17 protein-coding genes are annotated in these 20,631 nt (G+C 46.1%); 3 read left to right on the plus strand and 14 right to left on the minus strand.

Features of this window, described 5'->3' with window-relative positions; translation table 11 throughout:
• Nucleotides 1-853 (minus strand): IS110 family transposase (locus FYJ59_RS04760; RefSeq protein ID WP_154495614.1); only part of this gene is annotated, 853 nt, incomplete at its 3' end.
• Nucleotides 854-1,118: 265 nt separating this feature from the next.
• On the opposite strand from FYJ59_RS04760, the gene FYJ59_RS04765 reads away from it, so the two are divergent.
• A complete protein-coding gene (locus tag FYJ59_RS04765) occupies nucleotides 1,119-2,087 on the plus strand; it encodes a diacylglycerol/lipid kinase family protein (RefSeq protein ID WP_154495616.1) in 969 nt (322 codons plus the stop codon).
• Nucleotides 2,088-2,209: 122 nt separating this feature from the next.
• Nucleotides 2,210-2,893 (plus strand): phosphatase PAP2 family protein, encoded by a 684-nt coding sequence (locus tag FYJ59_RS04770; RefSeq protein ID WP_154495618.1) that lies wholly within the window; start codon nucleotides 2,210-2,212, stop codon nucleotides 2,891-2,893.
• 97 nt (nucleotides 2,894-2,990) lie between these two features.
• On the opposite strand, the gene glf is transcribed toward FYJ59_RS04770, so the two are convergent.
• Nucleotides 2,991-4,106 carry a UDP-galactopyranose mutase gene (glf, locus tag FYJ59_RS04775; RefSeq protein ID WP_154495620.1) on the minus strand — a complete coding sequence of 372 codons (1,116 nt, stop codon included), beginning with the start codon at nucleotides 4,104-4,106 and terminating at the stop codon, nucleotides 2,991-2,993.
• Nucleotides 4,107-4,125: 19 nt separating this feature from the next.
• Nucleotides 4,126-5,682, minus strand: a complete 1,557-nt coding sequence (locus tag FYJ59_RS04780) for a Na+/H+ antiporter NhaC family protein (protein ID WP_154495621.1) — start codon at nucleotides 5,680-5,682, stop codon at nucleotides 4,126-4,128.
• Between the two features lie 246 nt (nucleotides 5,683-5,928).
• On the opposite strand from FYJ59_RS04780, the gene FYJ59_RS04785 reads away from it, so the two are divergent.
• Nucleotides 5,929-6,957, plus strand: coding sequence for a 3-deoxy-7-phosphoheptulonate synthase (locus FYJ59_RS04785; RefSeq protein WP_022155183.1), 1,029 nt, complete (start codon nucleotides 5,929-5,931; stop codon nucleotides 6,955-6,957).
• Nucleotides 6,958-6,970: 13 nt separating this feature from the next.
• Here the strand turns inward: FYJ59_RS04785 and FYJ59_RS04790 are convergent, their stop codons facing one another.
• From FYJ59_RS04790 to phoU, 11 genes are all read right to left on the minus strand, one after another.
• Nucleotides 6,971-7,570, minus strand: a complete 600-nt coding sequence (locus tag FYJ59_RS04790; RefSeq protein WP_205839453.1) for a stage II sporulation protein M — start codon at nucleotides 7,568-7,570, stop codon at nucleotides 6,971-6,973.
• A 143-nt stretch (nucleotides 7,571-7,713) separates the two neighbouring features.
• Nucleotides 7,714-8,256 carry an NUDIX hydrolase gene (locus FYJ59_RS04795; RefSeq protein ID WP_118547363.1) on the minus strand — a complete coding sequence of 181 codons (543 nt, stop codon included), beginning with the start codon at nucleotides 8,254-8,256 and terminating at the stop codon, nucleotides 7,714-7,716.
• Between the two features lie 37 nt (nucleotides 8,257-8,293).
• On the minus strand, nucleotides 8,294-9,580 hold the full coding sequence (locus FYJ59_RS04800; protein ID WP_154495625.1) for an aminotransferase class I/II-fold pyridoxal phosphate-dependent enzyme: 1,287 nt from the start codon (nucleotides 9,578-9,580) through the stop codon (nucleotides 8,294-8,296).
• A 240-nt stretch (nucleotides 9,581-9,820) separates the two neighbouring features.
• Nucleotides 9,821-11,341 (minus strand): ribonuclease Y, encoded by a 1,521-nt coding sequence (gene rny / locus FYJ59_RS04805; protein WP_328597204.1) that lies wholly within the window; start codon nucleotides 11,339-11,341, stop codon nucleotides 9,821-9,823.
• A 272-nt stretch (nucleotides 11,342-11,613) separates the two neighbouring features.
• Complete coding sequence (locus tag FYJ59_RS04810) at nucleotides 11,614-12,243, minus strand: regulatory protein RecX (protein WP_154495627.1); 630 nt, start codon at nucleotides 12,241-12,243, stop codon at nucleotides 11,614-11,616.
• A gap of 4 nt (nucleotides 12,244-12,247) precedes the next feature.
• On the minus strand, nucleotides 12,248-13,276 hold the full coding sequence (gene recA, locus FYJ59_RS04815; RefSeq protein ID WP_154495628.1) for a recombinase RecA: 1,029 nt from the start codon (nucleotides 13,274-13,276) through the stop codon (nucleotides 12,248-12,250).
• 363 nt (nucleotides 13,277-13,639) lie between these two features.
• Nucleotides 13,640-14,905 carry a competence/damage-inducible protein A gene (locus FYJ59_RS04820; protein WP_154495629.1) on the minus strand — a complete coding sequence of 422 codons (1,266 nt, stop codon included), beginning with the start codon at nucleotides 14,903-14,905 and terminating at the stop codon, nucleotides 13,640-13,642.
• A gap of 830 nt (nucleotides 14,906-15,735) precedes the next feature.
• Nucleotides 15,736-17,046: a sensor histidine kinase gene (locus tag FYJ59_RS04825; protein ID WP_154495631.1), complete on the minus strand. Its 1,311-nt coding sequence runs from the start codon at nucleotides 17,044-17,046 to the stop codon at nucleotides 15,736-15,738.
• A 6-nt stretch (nucleotides 17,047-17,052) separates the two neighbouring features.
• On the minus strand, nucleotides 17,053-17,739 hold the full coding sequence (locus tag FYJ59_RS04830; protein ID WP_154495633.1) for a response regulator transcription factor: 687 nt from the start codon (nucleotides 17,737-17,739) through the stop codon (nucleotides 17,053-17,055).
• 57 nt (nucleotides 17,740-17,796) lie between these two features.
• The gene (locus FYJ59_RS04835) at nucleotides 17,797-19,617 is read right to left on the minus strand and encodes a Na/Pi cotransporter family protein (RefSeq protein ID WP_154495635.1); all 1,821 of its coding nucleotides are present in this window, start codon (nucleotides 19,615-19,617) and stop codon (nucleotides 17,797-17,799) included.
• 331 nt (nucleotides 19,618-19,948) lie between these two features.
• Nucleotides 19,949-20,614, minus strand: a complete 666-nt coding sequence (gene phoU / locus FYJ59_RS04840; protein ID WP_154495637.1) for a phosphate signaling complex protein PhoU — start codon at nucleotides 20,612-20,614, stop codon at nucleotides 19,949-19,951.
• Nucleotides 20,615-20,631: the final 17 nt, after the last annotated feature.

Raw genomic sequence — 20,631 nt, forward strand, 5'->3', positions numbered from 1 at the left:
CGGGTATCTTTTTACACAAACTTTCTATCTCCTCCATAACGGAATCGAGCTGTGCTTTTTTGTATTCGTAATCCTCGAGCAACAGTTTCATTTCATACTTGGCTGCTGAAGAGCCTTTCTTTAAGCCGATGCTGCGTTTTGCTGTCTCACACAGGCTCGTTGCCCTTTTCATACCGACAGCCCTTAGCTTTGCATCACGCCAGATTTGATTGATTTTCTCAGCTCCAAGTTCCACGATTGCTTCCGGAGTACAAGCTTTCTTTAGAAGCAGCATACTGCTCTGTGCTTCATAGTCCCCAAATACATCTTTATATTCAGGGAAATATATGGCGAACCATCTGGCAAATCTGTTTTTGATCTGGGTAAGTTCCCTGATGAGTCTCTTACGATTGGCCACCATAATTCTTAAGTCTGCATACACACCATCCGGTGTATACGGTGCAGAATAACGGCCTTCGGTAACCAGCTTTGCGATTACCTTCGGATCCTTTCTGTCATTCTTGCTTTGGCTGTTGTCATCCAGTTCCTTGGTCTGCTTTACCGCATAAGGGTTAACCATAACCAGGAGAATGCCCTCATCCTCAAGATAAGCGCCAAGGTCAAACCAGTAATGACCTGTTGGCTCGATACCGACTATCACATCTGACTTCTTGTACTTGTCCTGTAAACGCTGCATCCATGCTTTGAAGGATTCAAAGCCTTCTCTGCTGTTGCTGAATGGAAAGACTTTCCCGAGTTCGATGCCCCTCCAGTCAAACGCTCTCGCATACTGTGTGGTACTTCCGATATCGATTCCTACTACCAAAGTTGATTCTTTTACTTGATTGATTTTCTCATTCTGCTTATAATTCATTTGTGGGTGTCTCCTCTGAACAATGATTTTTATTAACCGCCAAGTTAACAATCATTATTCTATGGTAGGCACTCATTTTTTGCAAACCGGTTATTTGTTACTTAACAGGAATGCTCCTTATGTTGCGTTAATTCGCTAAACTTATGGTTTAGTATAGCATAGAACTTTTTAATTGCAAAGACAGAAAATGAACAATGTTGGCAGAAGCCCCTGAGTGTGTTAGAATAAACTTTAGTTACATTCTTACGAAAGATGAGGTATCCTCATGTATCATATTATTATCAATCCAGCCTCCCGCTCCGGCAGAGGTGCGAAGATCTGGTCTGAGCAGGTGGAACCGGCTCTTAAGGCTGCCAACACGGAATATCAGACTTATTTTTCTGGAAAGGCCGGAGAAGTCAGACATCTGGCAGAACAGATCACCGCAGAGCATGCGGAAGAACCCGATTTAAAACTGATCATCTTAGGCGGCGACGGAACCGTGAACGAAGCCCTGCAGGGCATCGCAGATCCCTCCAAAGTCATCCTGGGCTATATTCCCACCGGCTCCAGCAATGACCTGGCAAGGGACCTCGGTATTCCCAAAGACCCGAAAGCAGCCCTTCATCTGATCCTTAAGGATACTGCTCCCAGAGCCATGGACTTAGGAAGGCTTACTTATCTCGACGAAGATCAGCCGGAAGAATCCCGACTGTTCGCCGTCAGCTGCGGCATCGGCTTTGATGCTGCCGTCTGTGCGGAAGCCATGCATTCCCCCATCAAGGATACCATGAACCGGATCGGTCTTGGCAAGCTGACTTATTTAGGAATCGCCTTAAAGCAGCTGATCACCGCACGCAAGGTCTCCTGTACGCTGACGATGGAAGATACCGTGCATAACCGTCAGGAATCCTTAGAGCTTCCCCGCTTTCTGTTTGTGACCTGTATGAGTCATCGCTACGAGGGCGGCGGCTTCATGTTCTGCCCGCCCGCTGCAGATAACGATGGCGTACTGGATCTGTGTTCCGTCGGCAATATCTCCAAAGGGCTGGTACTGCTGGCACTGCCCACCGCCTTTTTTGGCAAGCACTATTTTGTTAAGGGTATTAATGCACATACCGCGACCCGGATGTCCATTACCACATCCTCTCCGCTGTGGGTACATACCGACGGAGAAGTGACCAGAAAAAGCTGTGGTTTCCGGGTAGAATGCCTCCCCGGCGCCATCCGGATGATCACTCCCGAAGTGAAATAAACACACTCTAAAGATTTTCTTAAGAATGCTTAAGTATTCCAAAAAAGCCTTGATTTTTTTATATCTTTGACTATACTAAAATTGATTTTGGAGCATAGGTTTTGTAGAGAAATGAGGTTTTTATGGAAAGATTTAAGACATTCTATTTGAAATACAAACATGCCATTCCTCTTATTATATATGGTATTATTTATATGACCTGGTTCGTATGGTTAGAGAAAAATACCACCGGGCATTATCGGATCATACATATGGCGGCGGATGATTACATTCCCTTCTGTGAAGTATTCGTCATTCCTTACTTTTTATGGTTTGCATATGTGTCGGCAGTGGTCGTCTACTTTTTCTTCAAAAATAAAGAGGACTACTACCGCACTTGTATTTTCCTCTTCACCGGCATGACGATCTTCCTGATCGTATCCACTCTGTGGCCCAACGGACAGCACCTTCGCCCGGCGGTGATGCCCAGAGACAACATCTTCACCCGCATGGTAGCTGCTCTGTACCGGACGGACACGCCTACCAACCTGTGGCCCAGCATTCACGTATATAATTCCCTGGGCGCACACTTTGCGATTATCCGCAGCAAGTGCTTCGAGAAGAAAAAAGGAATCCGGATCGGATCTCTGATTCTTGCTTCTTCTATCATCATGGCGACCATGTTCATCAAACAGCACTCCGTATTCGATGTGCTCACCGCTTTTGTCATGGCAGCCGTAATGTATACACTGGTGTATCGCTATGACCTGCTGATCGCAGTCAGAGAGTTCCGCAACAAGAGAAAAGCAAAACCGCAGATCGGTTAATGAATTCAATTTCTTGAAATAAAAATGCAACGGTGATATTTACCGTTGCATTTTTTATGAGTCACACCAGGTATGCTCACCACCGTGGTCTGAATGATCACAGTACTTCTTCACTTTTTTGTAATGCTGAAGCAATCACCGCATCCATGTCATAATAGCGGTATTCCGCCAGTCTTCCTCCGAAGATCACATTCTGCTCGGCATCCGCCAGCTTCTTATACTCGGCATACAGTGCTCCGTTCTTCTCATCGTTCACCGGATAGTAAGGCTCATCTCCCGGTTTCCACTCGGAGCTGTACTCTCTGCTGATGACCGTCTTCGGTAATTCCTGTCCCTGTTCGTCCTTGCCGAACTCGAACCATTTATGTTCAATGATCCGGGTCCAGGGAGTCTCACGATCCGTGTAGTTCACTGCCACATTGCCCTGGAAATTCGGAATATCCAGCACCTCTGTCTCGAACCTGACGGAACGGTATTCCAGTGCTCCCAGCGAATATCCGAAATACGCATCGATAGGACCGGTATAGACAATTTGTTCCGCCAGTTTATCCAGTTCTGCCTTCTGCTCCAGATAATCCGTGTTCAGACGCACCTCAATGCCTTCCAACAAATGCTCCACCAGCTTCGTGTAACCGCCAATGGGAATGCCTTGATACAGGGCGTTGAAGTAATTATTATCAAAGGTCAGTCGCACCGGCAGACGCTTGATAATGAATGCCGGAAGATCCTTGCAGTCACGTCCCCACTGCTTCTCGGTATATCCCTTGATCAGCTTTTCAAAAATATCTCTGCCTACCAGCGAGATTGCCTGTTCCTCCAGATTCTTCGGTTCTGTGATACCGGCTTCTTTTTTCTGCTCTTCAATCTTCGCCGCAGCCTCTTCGGGAGTCACCACACCCCACATTTTATTGAAGGTATACATGTTAAAAGGCAGGGAATACAGTTCTCCGCGGTAATTTGCCACCGGGGAATTGGTGAACCGGTTGAACTCTGCGAATCTCGTAATATACTTCCATACCTTCGTATCATTGGTATGAAAAATATGGGCACCGTATTTGTGGACATGGATTCCTTCCACTTTTTCTGTGTAAATATTGCCCGCCACATTGGGGCGCTTGTCGATCACCAGGACCTTTTTTCCTCTGTCGGCGGCTTCTCTTGCGAACACCGCACCATAGAGACCGGAACCGACGACCAGATAATCGTACTTCATGAATCTGAATATTTCCTTTCTATTTCTGTGCGCTCTGTGCGACAGCCTTTTCTCCGAAGATACGCTTCAGTACAAACAGTGTCACCAGTGTCAGCAGAATACCGATCACCAGACAGATTACCACATTCTGTACAAATCCGGCAATTACATAACTTACAAAAGAGATTGCCGCCACAGTCAGTACGTAAGGTACCTGGGTGGATACATGGTTGATGTGGTTACACTGTGCTCCTGCGGAAGCCATGATCGTGGTATCGGAGATGGGGGAACAATGGTCACCCATAACAGCACCTGCCAGACATGCGGATACACCGATGATGATCAGATGCTCGGCTCCGGGTACGATAGCTCCGGTGGTGGGATTGGTAAATACGCCGGTTACGATGGGGATCAGAATACCGAAGGTTCCCCAGCTGGTACCGGAAGCGAAAGCTAAGAAGCATGCTACCAGGAAGATAATTGCGGGAAGCATGTTGGTCAGTCCTGTGGATGCGCCCTGCATCAGACCTGCCACATAGACATCCGCACCTAACAGACCGGTCATGGTCTTCAGCGTTACAGCAAAAGTTAAAATCAGCATGGCGGGTACCATGGCGATAAAGCCCTGGGTCAGGCAGTTCATGGCTTCCTTAAAGGATACCAGTCTTCTGCACATATAATATACAATGGCAAACAGCAGCGCGATCAGCGATCCCCAGGGAAGTCCCACAGAAGCATCTGTTGCACTGAAAGCATCGATGAAATCCACGCCTTCGAAGAATCCGCCGACATAGATCATTCCTACGACGCAGCAGACGATCAGTACAATTACAGGAATCAGCAGATCATATACTTTTCCTCTCTCAGATCCCTTGGGTGCATTGTCTGCATTGGTCACACGCTCACCTTCGGTGAACAGGTCACCCTTTTCTCTGGCATTACGCTCGTGCTTAGCCATGGGACCGTAATCGAATCCCATCAGCGCCATACCGATGACAAATACAATGGTTAATAAGGAATAATAGTTATAGGGGATCGCTCTTACGAACAGTTCGATACCGGAATACACACCCTCGTCCACCATGCCTGATACTGCTGCTGCCCAGGAAGAGATCGGTGCGATCATACAGATGGGTGCTGCCGTGGCATCAATGATATATGCAAGCTTTGCACGGGAGATCTTGTGTCCATCTGTGACCGGCATCATAACGGATCCTACGGTCAGACAGTTGAAATAGTCATCCACGAAGATCAAAACACCTAATAAAAAGGTGGCAAGCAGTGCTCCCGCTCTAGTCTTTACATGCTTTTTCGCCCATTCACCGAAGGCCGCAGAGCCTCCTGCCTTATTCATCAATGCCACCATGGTTCCCAGCAGGATCAAGAACATGAAGATACCGATGTTCCATGCATCCGCAACGGAATTGATGAATCCTTCGTTGATCACTGTGTCCAGCGTCGCGATGGGTGAAAATCCAGTATAGATCAGCGCTCCCGTGACGATACCGATAAACAGTGATGAATATACTTCCTTTGTGATCAGTGCCAGTACAATTGCTACCACCGGCGGTAGTAATGCCCAAATTGTTCCGTACATAATTTTGCCCTCTCTCGTAGTTTTTTCGCAGTTTCTGCAGTTATTTCACTATCTCTAACTTTATGGCAAACCTTTTGTCCTGTCAATAAATTTTTGCAAATTAACGCATTAACACGATAGCTTATTTATCATTTTTACTCTTTTTCGCTTTAAATCGTTAAATTATCTTGCATCTGCGGGGATTCTGTTCTATAATAGGCAAAGAAATTTAGCAGAAAGGACGTGCCCCGCGCACGATGGAATACTATGAGTTTCGAATTCATCAAAAAACTTCCCACTCCTGCGGAAATACGTAAGGAGCTGCCTCTTCCGGCAGAATTAGTCAAGATCAAAGAAGAAAGAGACGCCGAGATCCGAGATGTCCTCACCGGTAAGAGTAATAAATTTCTGGTGATCATCGGACCCTGCTCTGCTGACAATGAGGATTCCGTTTGCGATTATGTAAACCGCCTTGCAAGAGTTAACGAACAGGTGAAGGATAAGCTGATCCTGATCCCCAGAATCTACACCAACAAACCCCGCACTACCGGTGAAGGCTACAAAGGTATCACTAGCCAGCCCGATCCCGAGAAGAAGCCTGATTTTCTGGCAGGACTGATGGCCATGCGTAAAATGCACATCCGTGCGATCCAGGAGACAGGGCTGACTGCGGCAGATGAAATGTTATACCCTGAGAACTGGGGTTATGTATCCGACATCCTCTCCTATGTGGCAATCGGCGCCCGTTCCGTAGAGGATCAGCAGCACCGTCTGACCGTCAGCGGTTTTGATGTAGCGGCAGGTATGAAGAATCCAACCAGCGGAGATTTCTCCGTAATGCTGAATTCCGTATATGCAGCACAGCATCCCCATTCCTTTATTTATACCGGTTGGGAAGTAAATACCCATGGAAATGATCTGGCTCACACCGTGTTGCGTGGTGCTACCAACAAGCATGGTGCCAACATTCCCAACTACCACTATGAAGATCTGATCCGTCTGTGGGATATGTATGAAAAAATGGATCTGAAGAATCCTGCCTGCGTGATCGATGCGAACCATTCCAACTCCAACAAGCAGTTCAAAGAACAGATCCGAATCACCAAAGAAGTCATGCACAGCCGCAAGCTGAGTTCCGATCTCCATCAGCTGGTCAAGGGCGTTATGATCGAGAGTTATATCGAAGAAGGTAACCAGAAGGTGGGTGCCGGCTGTTACGGTAAGTCCATCACAGATCCCTGCCTGGGTTGGGACGATACAGAGCGTCTGATCTATGATATCGCAGAGTACGAATAAGACGAACCCTTTTTTAAAAAAATTGCAGGAAGCCTTTGAATAACACAGGATTCACAAACGCTTCCAATACACATCCGAGAACCAGTACTCCCAAAATGAGCACCGGTTTTCCCAGTTTACCGGGCAGGGACTTTTTTCCCTGCCCGGTTATGTTATGATAAAAATAAATACTTCTGTAAATATCCTCGCACCACTGAAGCAGCATCACCATTGCAGGTACATAGCACAGATAGTGAGGAAAAATTCCAACAATACATAATAAAATCCCCTTGATTCCATAACGGCAGGTCGCAGTACCTAAGAATAATCCAAGGGAAAAGCCATATTTTACTGTCATCCCGCCGCAGAATAACAATCCCAGGTACGTCGTGGCCATGAGAACCAGTGCAATGAAATCTTTGCCTCTTTTACACAGGACGTACCAGAAGAGCACCTTGTTGTCCACGGCCATGTATTTCATATGATACAAAGTATCCTCATCCAGCATTCCCATATTCTTTAGGAAAGTGCCTTTTCCCCAATATACGATCAGAAACCCCACTGTGAATCCGATCACAAACAGAAAACGAAGCGGCAGCTTTCCCACCGGTACGATAGACTTATCCCATTTCATGAAAATTCCCATCTCTACGCCACACAATGTTATGTTAATATATGCGGACAACACAGGGAATCATTCCTGAACCGTAACAACTAAAAAGCAACCCGCCACACAGATTCTATCCATGGAGCGGGTTGCCTACCTCAACGTACTGACTATTTACTTAAGTATTTCGATGCATATGTCAGAATGCCGCAAATCGTCTTGGCATCCTGAATCTTACAGTCATAGATCATTTGTTTTAATTCCTCTACGGAATATGCCTCTACATTGATAAATTCATCTTCATCCAGATGCTGGCTTCCTCTGTCTTTCAGGTCTAACGCCAGATAGATGTCGATTTTCTCATTGCAGAAAGCTACTGTGGTATAGATGGAAGTCAGCAGTTCCACATGATCGGTATGATAGCCGGTCTCTTCCTGCAATTCCCGCATGGCTGCCTGATCCGTAGGTTCTTCTCTGCCATTCAGTCCGCCGGCCGGAATCTCCAGAGTCTCCCGCTCCAGCGCATTACGATACTGCCGCACCATGAGAAGTTTACCGTCTTCTCTTACTGCAACCACGGCTGCTGCGCCTTTATGATCGATCAGATCCCATTTTGCAATGTTACCGTTGGGAATCTGCATGGTGTCCTGATAATAATCAATGATCGCACCTTTTGCCACCAGTTCCCGTTTGATACGCCTGAATTCTTCCATGACCCGTTATTCCTTCTTTTATTTATCCTCGAATCTGTTATTTGTTCTCCAGTAATTTGTCCACACTTACCATCTTGACACACAGTACGAACAGATCCGTTGCCATTGCCATCTCTTCCGGTGTCGGGAAGGAAGGTGCGATACGGATATTGGAATCTTTGGGATCCTTCTTATAAGGGAAAGTAGCGCCTGCCCCCGTCAGAGTCACACCTGCTTCCTTACATTTTGCCACAATAGCCTTGGCACAACCATCCATCGCATCAAAGGAGATAAAATATCCACCGTTGGGTTTTGTCCAACTGCCGATACCAAGTCCACCCAGTTCCTCATCCAAAACCTTCAATACTGCCTCAAATTTTGGACGCATGATTGCCGCATGCTTCTTCATATGTTCACGAATACCGTTAATATCCTTAAAATAGCGTACATGACGTAACTGATTGATCTTATCGTATCCAATCGTCTGAATTGTCATGGACTTTTTCATATCATCCAGATTGGCCTTAGAAGATGCGATAGCCGCAATACCGGAACCTGCAAAGCTTACCTTAGAGGTAGAGCAGAACTCGAATACCATATCCGGATGTCCTGCCTTCTCACATTCGGAGAGAATCTCTAACAGCTGATCCTGTCTGTCATCATATAAATGATGAATTGCATAAGCATTATCCCAAAAAATACGGAAATCCGGTGCCGCCGGCGTAAGCGCTGCGAAGCGTCTTACGGTCTCATCGGAATAAGAATATCCCTGAGGATTGGAGTACTTCGGTACGCACCAAATGCCTTTGATGGCGGGATCTTCGCTGACCAGCTTCTCTACCAGATCCATATCCGGTCCTTCGGGAGTCATGGGTACATTGATCATTTCAATTCCGAAATGCTCTGTGATTCCAAAATGTCTGTCATATCCGGGAACAGGACACAAAAACTTTACATGATCCAGTTTACACCAGGGGGTATTTCCCAAAATGCCATGGGTCATGGCACGGGATACCGTATCATACATGATGGTCAGACTGGCATTACCACATACGATCACGTTCTCTGGTTTCACCTCCAGAATATCCGCCATCAGCTTCTTTGCCTCAGGGATGCCATCCAAACCTCCGTAGTTTCTCACATCCATTCCATCCTCAGCCTTCATAGCGCTCTGAGAATTCACAGCATCCAGAAAATCCATTGCCATATCCAGCTGATTGACTGCAGGTTTTCCTCTGGACATATCCAGTTTCAGGCCTTTGCCTTTTGCATCTTCATATGCAGCATTAAGCTCTGCCTTCAGTGTTAAAAGTTCTTCCTTGGTTAATTCCTGATATGCTTTCATTTCTTACCATACCTTTCTCGTCTTTCCTCGTTGGGAATACGCCTTCTTCTGTGGATGTTGGATAATCGTATACAATCATACACTTCGAATATCATACTATAAGATAACATATAACACAATAGGTAACTTTCACTTTTTTACACCCGTTTATCCATAAATTTTCATTAAAACAGCCGTTGTATGTCTCCATACAACGGCTACCTCTTACATCTTATGAAATTGTCATTTCTGACTGGTCAGTTATTTGGCGTAATCAATTACGCGGCTCTCACGGATCACATTCACCTTGATCTGTCCGGGATATTCCAATTCAGCTTCAATCTGCTTGGAAATATCTCTTGCCAACAGTACCATATCGGCATCTGAAATCTGTTCGGGCACTACCATAACACGAACTTCACGACCTGCCTGAATAGCAAAAGATTTATCTACACCTTTGAAATTGTTTGTGATATCTTCTAACTGTCTTAATCTGCTAGTATAGGTTTCCAGTGTTTCCCTTCTAGCTCCCGGTCTTGCAGCGGATATTGTATCAGCAGCTTGTACAATACATGCAATCAGGGAAGTAGGCTCTACATCGCCATGGTGAGATTCCACTGCGTTGATAACAGTAGCATTCTCTTTGTATTTCCGACACAATTCAGCACCCAGCTGAATATGAGAACCTTCCATTTCGTGGTCGACTGCTTTACCGATATCATGCAGCAGTCCAGCTCTCTTGGCAAGTCTCACATCCAATCCCAGTTCTGCAGCCAGCAGTCCGGACAGCTGTGCTACTTCAATAGAATGCTTTAATGCATTCTGACCATAGCTGGTACGGAATTTCATCTTACCGAGTAATCTTACCAGTTCGGGATGAATGCCATGTACGCCAACCTCGAGAGTTGCGGCTTCTCCCTCTTCCTTGATCATTACTTCGACTTCTTTCTGCGCCTTCTCTACCATCTCTTCGATTCTGGCCGGATGAATACGTCCGTCCACAATCAGCTTCTCCAGCGCGATTCTCGCTACCTCACGACGAATCGGATCAAATCCGGACAAAATTACTGCTTCCGGTGTATCATCAATGATCAGGTCTACACCTGTCATGGTCTCAAGTGTGCGGATATTACGTCCCTCACGTCCGATGATACGTCCCTTCATCTCATCATTCGGTAACTGTACAACGGAAATTGTAGTCTCAGAGACATGATCTGCTGCGCATCTCTGTATTGCGTTAACCACATATTCCTTTGCTTTCTTGTCTGCTTCTTCTTTGGCCCGACTCTCCATTTCCTTGATCATCACGGCCGATTCATGCTTCACTTCATCTTCAACAATTTTCAATAAGTAGTCTTTTGCTTGTTCAGAGGTTAATCCGGAAATTCGTTCCAGTTCCTGCACACGCTGCTCATTCAGCTTGGAGACTTCTTCCTTCATTCTGACTAGGGTTTCTTCTCTGGCTGCCAAACTTGCCTCGCGCTTCTCGATGGCATCTGCTTTCTTATCGATGTTCTCTTCCTTCTGCTGAACTCTGCGCTCATACCGCTGAGCTTCCGCTCTGCGCTCCTTGATCTCTTTGTCCAGTTCATTCTTGGTACGAATGGACTCTTCTTTGACTTCCAGGAGTGATTCACGCTTTTTGTTCTCTGCAGTCTTCAGGGCTTCATCAATAATCTCTCTTGCCTTCTCCTCTGCGTTGCCGATGGTTCCCTCCGCATTCTTCTTCAGACGGGTGGTGGTAACCTTTGCTGTGATCAGCACTGCAGCTATAATGGCAATAACAGAAACCACTAATACTATTACAATATTAGTGTCCACTACAGGAGCACCTCCTTATGAAATTTTCATTGTACATTTTGCTCTGATAATACAAATTATCGTTCAAAATAGAATGCAATTTATGTACATTCTAACAAGCAATTCACAACAGTATTAGTGTAAACTGAAAATACTCCTCTGTCAAGTACAAGTCGCAATTACTCCAAAAATAGTTCCTATATTAATACAATCTTTGTGCATTATTTCTTGCTTTTGCTGCACTATACAGTATCCTAAAAATCGTCACTGTGCATGCCTCCGATTGCCTTGCGAATGGCTTCCTGTGAGAATCCCTTTCTTGCCAGAAATGCGTATATTTTCTGTCGTTCTTTCCAGTCTGTTTCTTCCGCTGCATCATAATGTTTCTTACGAAGCAATTCCCGGATCATACTCTGTTCATCCTGTTCCCCGCCATTCTCCCTCCAGTTCTGCCAGGCTTCTTCTATCGTGGCAGAGGAAATCCCCTTGCCCTGGAGATCCTGTTCAATGCGTCTTCTGCTGCGGCTGTTCTCATGATAGGTGATATAATCCACCGCATAACGAAGATCATCTATATAATGAAATCCTGCCACATATTCTATTGCCTGCTCTATGATCTCCGGCGGATAATATCCCTGCTGTAATTTTGTCCGTAATTGTGAGGTCGTATATTCCCGCCCCTGAAGCAGATTCATAGCCCTCAGTTTTGCACGTTTAGGCAGTACCTCCTGCATAATGGTCCGGTAATCCTCCGTTCGGAGTTCTTCACCCTCTTTTATATGGTAGAGACGCAATTCGCCTTTGTATAAAACAAAGGCGAATTCCTGATCAATATACACTTTACTTCTTGATTTAGTAACTTCCGTAACCTGTGTTACCAGCATGGATCTACTCTTCCTTCTCCGCTGTAGCAGATACATCTGCCTTCAGTCCGTAATGCTCTCTGACCTTCTCTGCAATCTCATCACAGACAGCCGGATTATCTTTCAAATACTGTTTTGCATTCTCTCTTCCCTGTCCGATCTTATTGCCCTCGTAGGCATACCATGCACCGGACTTGGCAACTACATCACAGTTGGCCGCCAGATCCAGGATATCTCCTACCATAGAAATACCTTCTCCGAACATAATATCAAACTCTGCTTCCTTAAAAGGAGGCGCAATCTTATTTTTCACTACTTTGACACGGGTACGGTTACCGATGACCTCACCGCCCTGCTTCAATGCCTCAATTCTCCTGACATCCAGTCGTACAGAAGAATAGAACTTCAGTGCCCGTCCACCGGTGGTGGTCTCAGGGTTACCGAACATGACACCTACCTTCTCACGAAGCTGGTTGATAAAAATAACAGTACAGTTGGATTTGCTGATCACAGCAGTCAGCTTACGTAGTGCCTGGGACATCAGTCGTGCCTGCAGACCCACATGGCTGTCTCCCATATCCCCATCGATCTCCGCCTTCGGTACCAGTGCAGCTACGGAGTCCACTACAATGATATCAATAGCTCCGGAACGCACCATGGTCTCGGTGATCTCCAGTGCCTGCTCTCCGTTATCCGGCTGGGAAATGTACAGATTATCAATGTCCACTCCGATATTCTTCGCATAGACGGGATCCAGGGCATGCTCTGCATCGATAAATCCGGCAATGCCTCCCCTCTTCTGTACTTCAGCGATCATATGTAAAGTAACGGTCGTCTTACCACTGGATTCCGGTCCATAGATTTCAATGATTCTTCCCTTAGGAATACCACCCAATCCCAATGCTATATCCAAACTTAAAGAACCGGTAGGAATGGTCTCCACGTTCATCTGTGCCGTGGGATCTCCCAGCTTCATTACCGCGCCCTTTCCATACTGCTTCTCGATCTGGCTCAGTGCCGCATCCAATGCTTTAAGCTTATCATCTTTTTCCATGTTTATCTCCTTTTTGTTCAAGGAACAAATGTTCTGCTTTTTATTTAGAATAAAACATTTGTTCGTGTTTGTCAATGTCTATTTTTATTATATCTATTTTATGTCCAATAAAACTCCCTTTAAGAGCACCCCCTATTTGCTAATTTGTCCCGATAATCGTCTGAAATTTTGGCGAATGCCTGAATTGCCGATAATCTGAGATAGAAAGACATGTCAGCGAATTGTTCCGCAGCAAGATACAAAAAGAATGTACCACACTTCCCCGCTTCTTGCAAGGATGCATGATACATTTTTTATGTTTTCAGCACTATTTACAATTTTACGCCCTTACGTTTTGAGGGTATCTCACAAATTATTATTTTGTTACTTTTTACCAAATGTCACTTTACTGAAGTATTTCAAAATGCAGCTGCGCATGAGGATCAATGCTGCAGAGGTAGTCGCTTCTCTGATCTGGCTGCGGGTTCCGGAGAAATGATATTCTTTTACCGTAAGTTCTCCCTTAACACAGCATCCGATATACACCAGTCCTACCGGCTTCTCTTCGGTTCCTCCGTCCGGTCCGGCGATTCCCGTCACTGCCACTGCCACATCCGCTTTTAGCAAAAGAGCCGCCCCTTTCGCCATCTCTCCTGCTGTTTTGCTGCTGACAGCACCGTATTTATCCAGCGTGCTCTTACGCACTCCCAGGAATTTTCGCTTAGCCTTATTGGAATAAGTTACCAATCCCGCTTTATAACATTCCGACACACCGGGCACATTGATAATTCTCGCCGCGATCATGCCTCCGGTACAGGACTCTGCAGTAGTCACGGTCAGATCATTGGCAAGCAACAGATCTGCCACTGCCATCTCCAGGGTAGTCTCCTCTCTGGTACTGTAGATATCCCCTCCGAAACGGGATTTTAATTCTTTTACTATGGGTTTGATCGTCTTTCCGGCTGCCTTGGCATTTTCTCCGGAAGCAGTCACCCGGATATGTACTTCTCCGGTCTTAGCGTAGGTGGCTATAGTAGGATTGGTCTGTCCGTCGATCAAATCCTTCAGCGTATCCTCCACCTGGCTCTCCGACACACCACACAGCTTTACCATCCGGGAACAGATCACCCCTGGAGTCAATGCGTCCAGATAAGAAATTACCTGCTGCTCAAACATGGGGATCAACTCCGCAGGAGGTCCCGGCAGCAATACGATCCGGTTCTTCTCCGTTTCCAAAATGATCCCCGGTGCCGTTCCGTTATCATTGTCCAGTACTTTTGCACCTTCGGGCACCATGGCCTGTTTCCAGTTATTCTCCGTAGGCTGAATATCTCTCACTGCGAAAAATTCTGCGATCCGTTCCATGCTGTGGTCATCCACTGACAGTTTTTTCCCACAGACTTTTGCCACGGTTTCCTTAGTCAGATCATCCTCCGTGGGTCCCAGTCCGCCGGATAGCAGAATTACATCCGAACGCTCCATGGCACATTTTAACACGCCCGCAAGTCTCTCCGCATTATCTCCCACCACCGTCTGGTAATAGCAGTCCAGTCCGGAAGCAGCAAGCTTTTCCGCCAGATATGCTGCATTCGTATTCACAATATTGCCCAGTAAAATTTCGGTTCCTACACAGATGATCTCTGCTGTCATTGCTTTACCGCCTTTCGCTAACATTATCCTTGTCATAGAGTTATCCACAGACAGTATACTACACTTCGGAAGCGGAGAAAAGGAAATATTTTACTCTGTGGCTTCTTCCACACCTATTTGTTCTTTCGTATCTTTTGTACTAAATTGAGAGTTAGTGAAATACCACCCGGATGACTTTGTTGTCTTCCTGGGTGGTATTTTGGTTTTGCTGTTCCAATCTTTACCGCCTGAAATCTATTTTGTGCTGTATAAGCAGTAAGTTTGAAGTGATTTTCTTTTATAGTGACTGATACTTACTGCCGGAATGGAAGCATCCTATGCCGAAGCGGTAATTGTCAGAACGTTTTCATGAATTCTTCAATAAAAATACTGCTTGGATTTCTAAAAGCACTTTCAGGGCAGTAATATGCTTGCCCTACTAAGCAGGGAGTTAGCGAAACAGCCCCGTAGCCCTCTTTCTATTGCTTTGGTGAAAATCGCATGAAAATAGCAAAATCCGTACAAAAAAACTTCTAAATCAGGAATTTTTGTACGGAATTTCTTCATTTTGCACGCTCAGCGAAAATAACAGCTTTTTACATGGCAAAATCTCATGTTTTTGTATTTTTTTAGCAGAAAATGGTGTTTTTAATACAAACAGATCTCCCCGGGGGGCAGATGGCATCCGCAATGAGCCACGCTATTCATAAGATTGGCAGCAAAAGGCGCTGCCAATCTTATTTCATATCGCGGCGTTCGCCGCATCACGCCAAAAGTAAAAACCGTGATTTGTGAGCAAGCTCCCAGATCGCTGTTTCTGTTTTGACTTTGCATGGCTCGTAACTTTCAATTTAAAAAACTACTTTTATCGTCGTTCCTTTTCCCGGTTCACTCTCCAGCTCCAGATTTGCATGGCTTTTAGCGATGATATGCTTCACAATTGCAAGCCCCAGTCCGGTGCCACCGGTGGATTTGGAACGGCTCTTGTCCACGCGGTAAAAACGCTCGAAGATCCTCTCCTGGTGTTCCTTGGAAATGCCGATTCCGGTGTCTTTTACTATCAGGTAAGTATGGTCCTCTCTGGCATAGGTCTGTACATCCACGCTTCCTCCCGGGTTGTTATACCGGATGGCATTATCGCACAGATTGTATAGCAATTCCTCCATCATCTGCCGGTTCGCCGTTACGTAGCACTCCGTACCGGAGAGGGCAATAGTCACATTATGTTTCTCGGCACTCATGGAGAGCATTTCCACACAATTCTGTGCCATCTCATGAAGATTCAAAAGCTCCGTATCCGCTTCCCCTTCCGTGCCATCCAGCTCTGACAAGCGGATAATATCATTGATCAGTGTAAGCAGACGATTCGCGCTGTTATGAATCCCGTGAGCAAAACGCACCGTATCCTGTTCGGAAGCCATTCCGGTCTCAATCAGCTCCGCATATCCTGAAATAGATGTCAGCGGAGTCTTCAGTTCGTGAGATACATTTGCACTGAATTCCTGACGCATTCTGGCATTTTTCATAATGTCCTCATGCTGTTTGCGGATCATGACCATGAACGGTGTCAGCTCCTCATAGGTCTGCATTTCCGTACACTCACCTATGTTCTCTGCCAGTTTTTCAATGGGGGCGATCAGCTTCGCGGTCAGCACTTTGGCCGCCACCATGCACAAGATCACCAGCACTATGAAAATACCAACCATCATAGGCAGCGCCTGGCTGAAAATGCTGTAAATACTCCTGGCATCTTTGGACAGACGTAAGATACTGCCATCTGCAAGCCGGATGGCATAATAAAAAGTGGACCGGGATAACGTCTCGGAATTACGGACCGCCTCGCCCTCTCCGTCCTGCATGGCTTCCCGGATCTCGGGTCTGGAAGAGTGGTTTCCCATGGCCACGGAATCTGCTTCATTATCATACAATACCCGGCCGTCACTGCCAATGATGGTCAGTCGAAGATCCGATTCCACCGGCACACCGCTTTGCTCAATTTCCTCTACGGAAGAGCAGTTGCTCAGCAACAATCCGTAGCTTTTCAGATCCTCCAGTACCTGTCTGCGAAACAGATCATAATAGACCACTGTGATCAATACCATCGTCAGCAGAATCGTCACCGTGGCAATGAGGATCATCATTTTGTTAATCTTTTTCTTCATATTCTGTTACGCTTTCTCACCGTTCATAATGTATCCCACATTACGTACCGTCTTGATCAGGCTGCCTTCTTCCTTCAGCTTCTGACGCAGAGTCTTGATATGCATATCCAGCGTTCTGGACTCTCCCTCGAAATCAATCCCCCACACCCGGTCTAAGATCAGTTCCCTGGTAGTCACGATACCGGCATTGGTCATCAGAAGCTTTAACAGTTCATATTCCTTGTAAGTCAGTTCCACCGGCTCCTTACCTACCATCACGGAATGTTTCTCTCTATCCAGCACAATATTGCCAAGCTTCAAAATCTTATCTTTGTCCTGAGTCTTCTGACTTCTCCGAAGCATTGCTTTGACCCTGGAGATCAGTTCCATGACACCGAAAGGTTTCGTAATATAATCATCCGCTCCCAGATCCAGGCCTTTCACTTTATCGATCTCCGTGGTCTTGGCCGTCACCATGATCACCGGCACCAGTACTGTATCCTGTCTGGTACGAAGCTTTTTCACGATACTCAGTCCATCCTCATCCGGCAGCATAATATCTAACAGGATCAGATCCGGTGCTGTCTCGTTCAATGCTACATAGAAATCTGTGGCGGAGTCAAATCCTTTTACCTCATACCCTACATTGGCCAACGCAAAGGTCTCAATCTCCTGAATGTTTTTATCATCTTCTACTACATAGATCAATGCCATCTCACAGCACTCCTCTCTGACCGTGCTTTCTCTTCTTAACTATACCTCTGTAAATCCTTACTCCGCAAGTAATTTTGCATTCTTTTCCATAACACGATCCTGCTTTGTGGGAGGTAACTGGTATTTTTCACGACATGCCATCACTTTACCCTGAAAATCCAGATTATCCTCCTGGCGCAGTTCATCCAGATAAGCATGCGTATCGAATTCATCTTCATTCACCTGTACCAGGCAGACCGCAATATTGGAGCAGTGATCACTGACACGTTCAAAGTTCGTGATCACATCGGATAAAATAAATCCCAGTTCAATGGTACATTTTCCCTTACGGAGTCTGCGCACATGACGCTGTTTCACATCCAGGCTCAATCCGTCAATAACCTCTTCCATGGGTTCTACCTGTCTTGCCAGGTTCAGGTCACCCTTTATAAAGCTGTTCATGGTAATATCCAGAATGTCATGTACCGCTCTTTCGAATACCTTCAGTTCTTCCTGTGCTTTATCGGAAAAATCCAGCTTTTTGTCATACATTTCCTGCGCAGCTTCTTTCACATTGCGGGCATGGTCGGAAATCCTCTCAAAATCACCGATGCAATGTAAAATAGTGTTCAGTGTCTCGCTGTCTTTACCGGACAGCTGTCTGGAGCTGAGCTTCACCAGATAAGTGCCAAGCTCATCCTCAAAGCGGTCCACATCTGTCTCCATCTGTGCTACCTGCTCTGCTTTTGCCTCGTCATACCCCTGCAGTAATTCCATGGCGAGGTCCATTGCCTTGCGGGATTTGTCTGCCATAACAGACGCTACCTGTCTGCTCTGTTCTACTGCATAGGCAGGTGTATCCAGGAATCGGGGATCCAAAAGGCTCAGTGTCTTGTCTGTCTCAGACATTTCCTTCGCATCTTCATGCGTAGGCAGTGTCAGGCAGGCAAGCTTTACCAGTCCATTGGAAAATGGCAGCAATACCAGTGTGGCAGCAACATTAAAGCAGCTGTGGACCACTGCAATGCCGAAGGGGGTTGCCACTTCTCCTAAAAAAGCAAAGGGATGAATGGCATTTGCAGTATAAAAGATTCCAAGGAACAATATCGTTCCGATAATATTGAAATACAAGTGGATCAGTGCCGCACGCTTTGCGTTGCGGGAAGCACCGATACCGGAGATCATAGCGGTAACACAGGTACCGATATTCTGTCCCATGATAATGGGAACTGCTGCGCCGAAGCTTACCGCTCCGGTCATGCAAAGTGCCTGCAAAATACCTACAGATGCGGAAGAAGACTGGATCACCGCTGTGAGAATGAGTCCTGCCAGCACACCAAATACGGGATTTTGGAACTTGATCAGCAGATTGGTAAACTCCGGTACCTCTGCCAGAGGTGAAACTGCTGCACTCATGGAATCCATGCCAAACATCAGAATTGCAAAGCCCACCAGGATGGTTGCCGCATTTTTTAATTTATCTTTATGGGAAAACAGTAAAATACCCACACCCACGATTGCCAGAATCGGCGAAAAAGAACTGGGTTTGAACATACGGATCCAGAAGGCATCGCTCTCAATGCCTGCAAGGCTTAAGATCCAGGAGGTCACCGTGGTACCGATATTGGCACCCATGATGATGCCCACTGCCTGTTTCAGGCTCATAATGCCGGAATTGACAAATCCGACTACCATTACAGTGGTAGCGGAGGAGGACTGGATCACGCCGGTGACCACCGCACCCATCAAGACTGCCTTGATCGGGTTGCTGGTCAGTTTCTCCAGGATACTCTCCAGACGTCCGCCGGATGCCTGGGACAATCCATCACCCAACAGATTCATTCCGTATAAAAACAGTGCAAGTCCTCCTACCATCTTCAACAAATCAAAAAAGTCCATACTCTAATCCTCTCATTTTACATAACATACTTTACATTTTCGGTTTCTATCTTCACTTTATCTTGCTTATGTAAAATGCAATATCTTCGAATGTAAAATTTATGTAAAATTGCAACGATGCAGAGCCATGAACTATTGCTCTATGCTCGTCAGATGCTGGCATCTGTAAGAGCATATGACAATAGTTCTTTGGCGAGCACGCCTCAATGAGCAAAAGTAAAGCCTCGCAGAGGCGATTTTGCGAATTGAGGCTCTGCATTGTTGCTGGCCTTCGTAAGAGCATATGACAATAGTTCTTTTGCGAATTGGGGTCTGCATCGTTGCCAGGCTTCTAGTATAATTTTACCCCTTCCATATCTCCGGTCATACGGAAGATCGCCCACTGGGCAATATTTACTGCATGGTCGCCTACCTTTTCCAGGTACTTTGCCATCATCAGATAATCCACCACACGGTCGGCATCCAGATTCTGTTCCCGGATAGCCTGCATCATCTCTTTCTTCATATCGTTAAAGAGGTCGTCCACCACATCGTCATGCTCCACAACTTTTTGGGCATTCGCTTCATCTCCCTCCACGAAAGCCTCCACAGAATTATGGATCATATCCTTTGCCTCTTCCATCATTTTCAGAAGCAGTTTTTCCTGTTTTCCCTCAGAATTCATATTCCCCATCCGCAGATACAGCTCCACCATATCTGCCACATGATCACCGATCCGCTCAATGTCTGTTACAACCTTCAGTGCTGCACTCACCAGCCGCATATCTCTCGCCACCGGCTGTTGTCTGGTCAGCAGACTTAAGCACATAGCTTCAATGCTTCTCTGCATATCCACCATGGTATGATCTGTATCCAACAGTGTCTTCAGAATGTCTTCTTTGTTCTCACGAATTCCATACACCATACGGTCATAACTGATCTCCGCATGCTCTCCCATCTCAGATACTTTATTTTTCAAAGTCTCAAGATCCTGTTCAAATAATACTCTGGGTGACATCTCCCATTCCTCCTATC

This window comes from Waltera intestinalis (genome assembly GCF_009695995.1).
Lineage (GTDB): Bacteria > Bacillota > Clostridia > Lachnospirales > Lachnospiraceae > Acetatifactor > Acetatifactor intestinalis.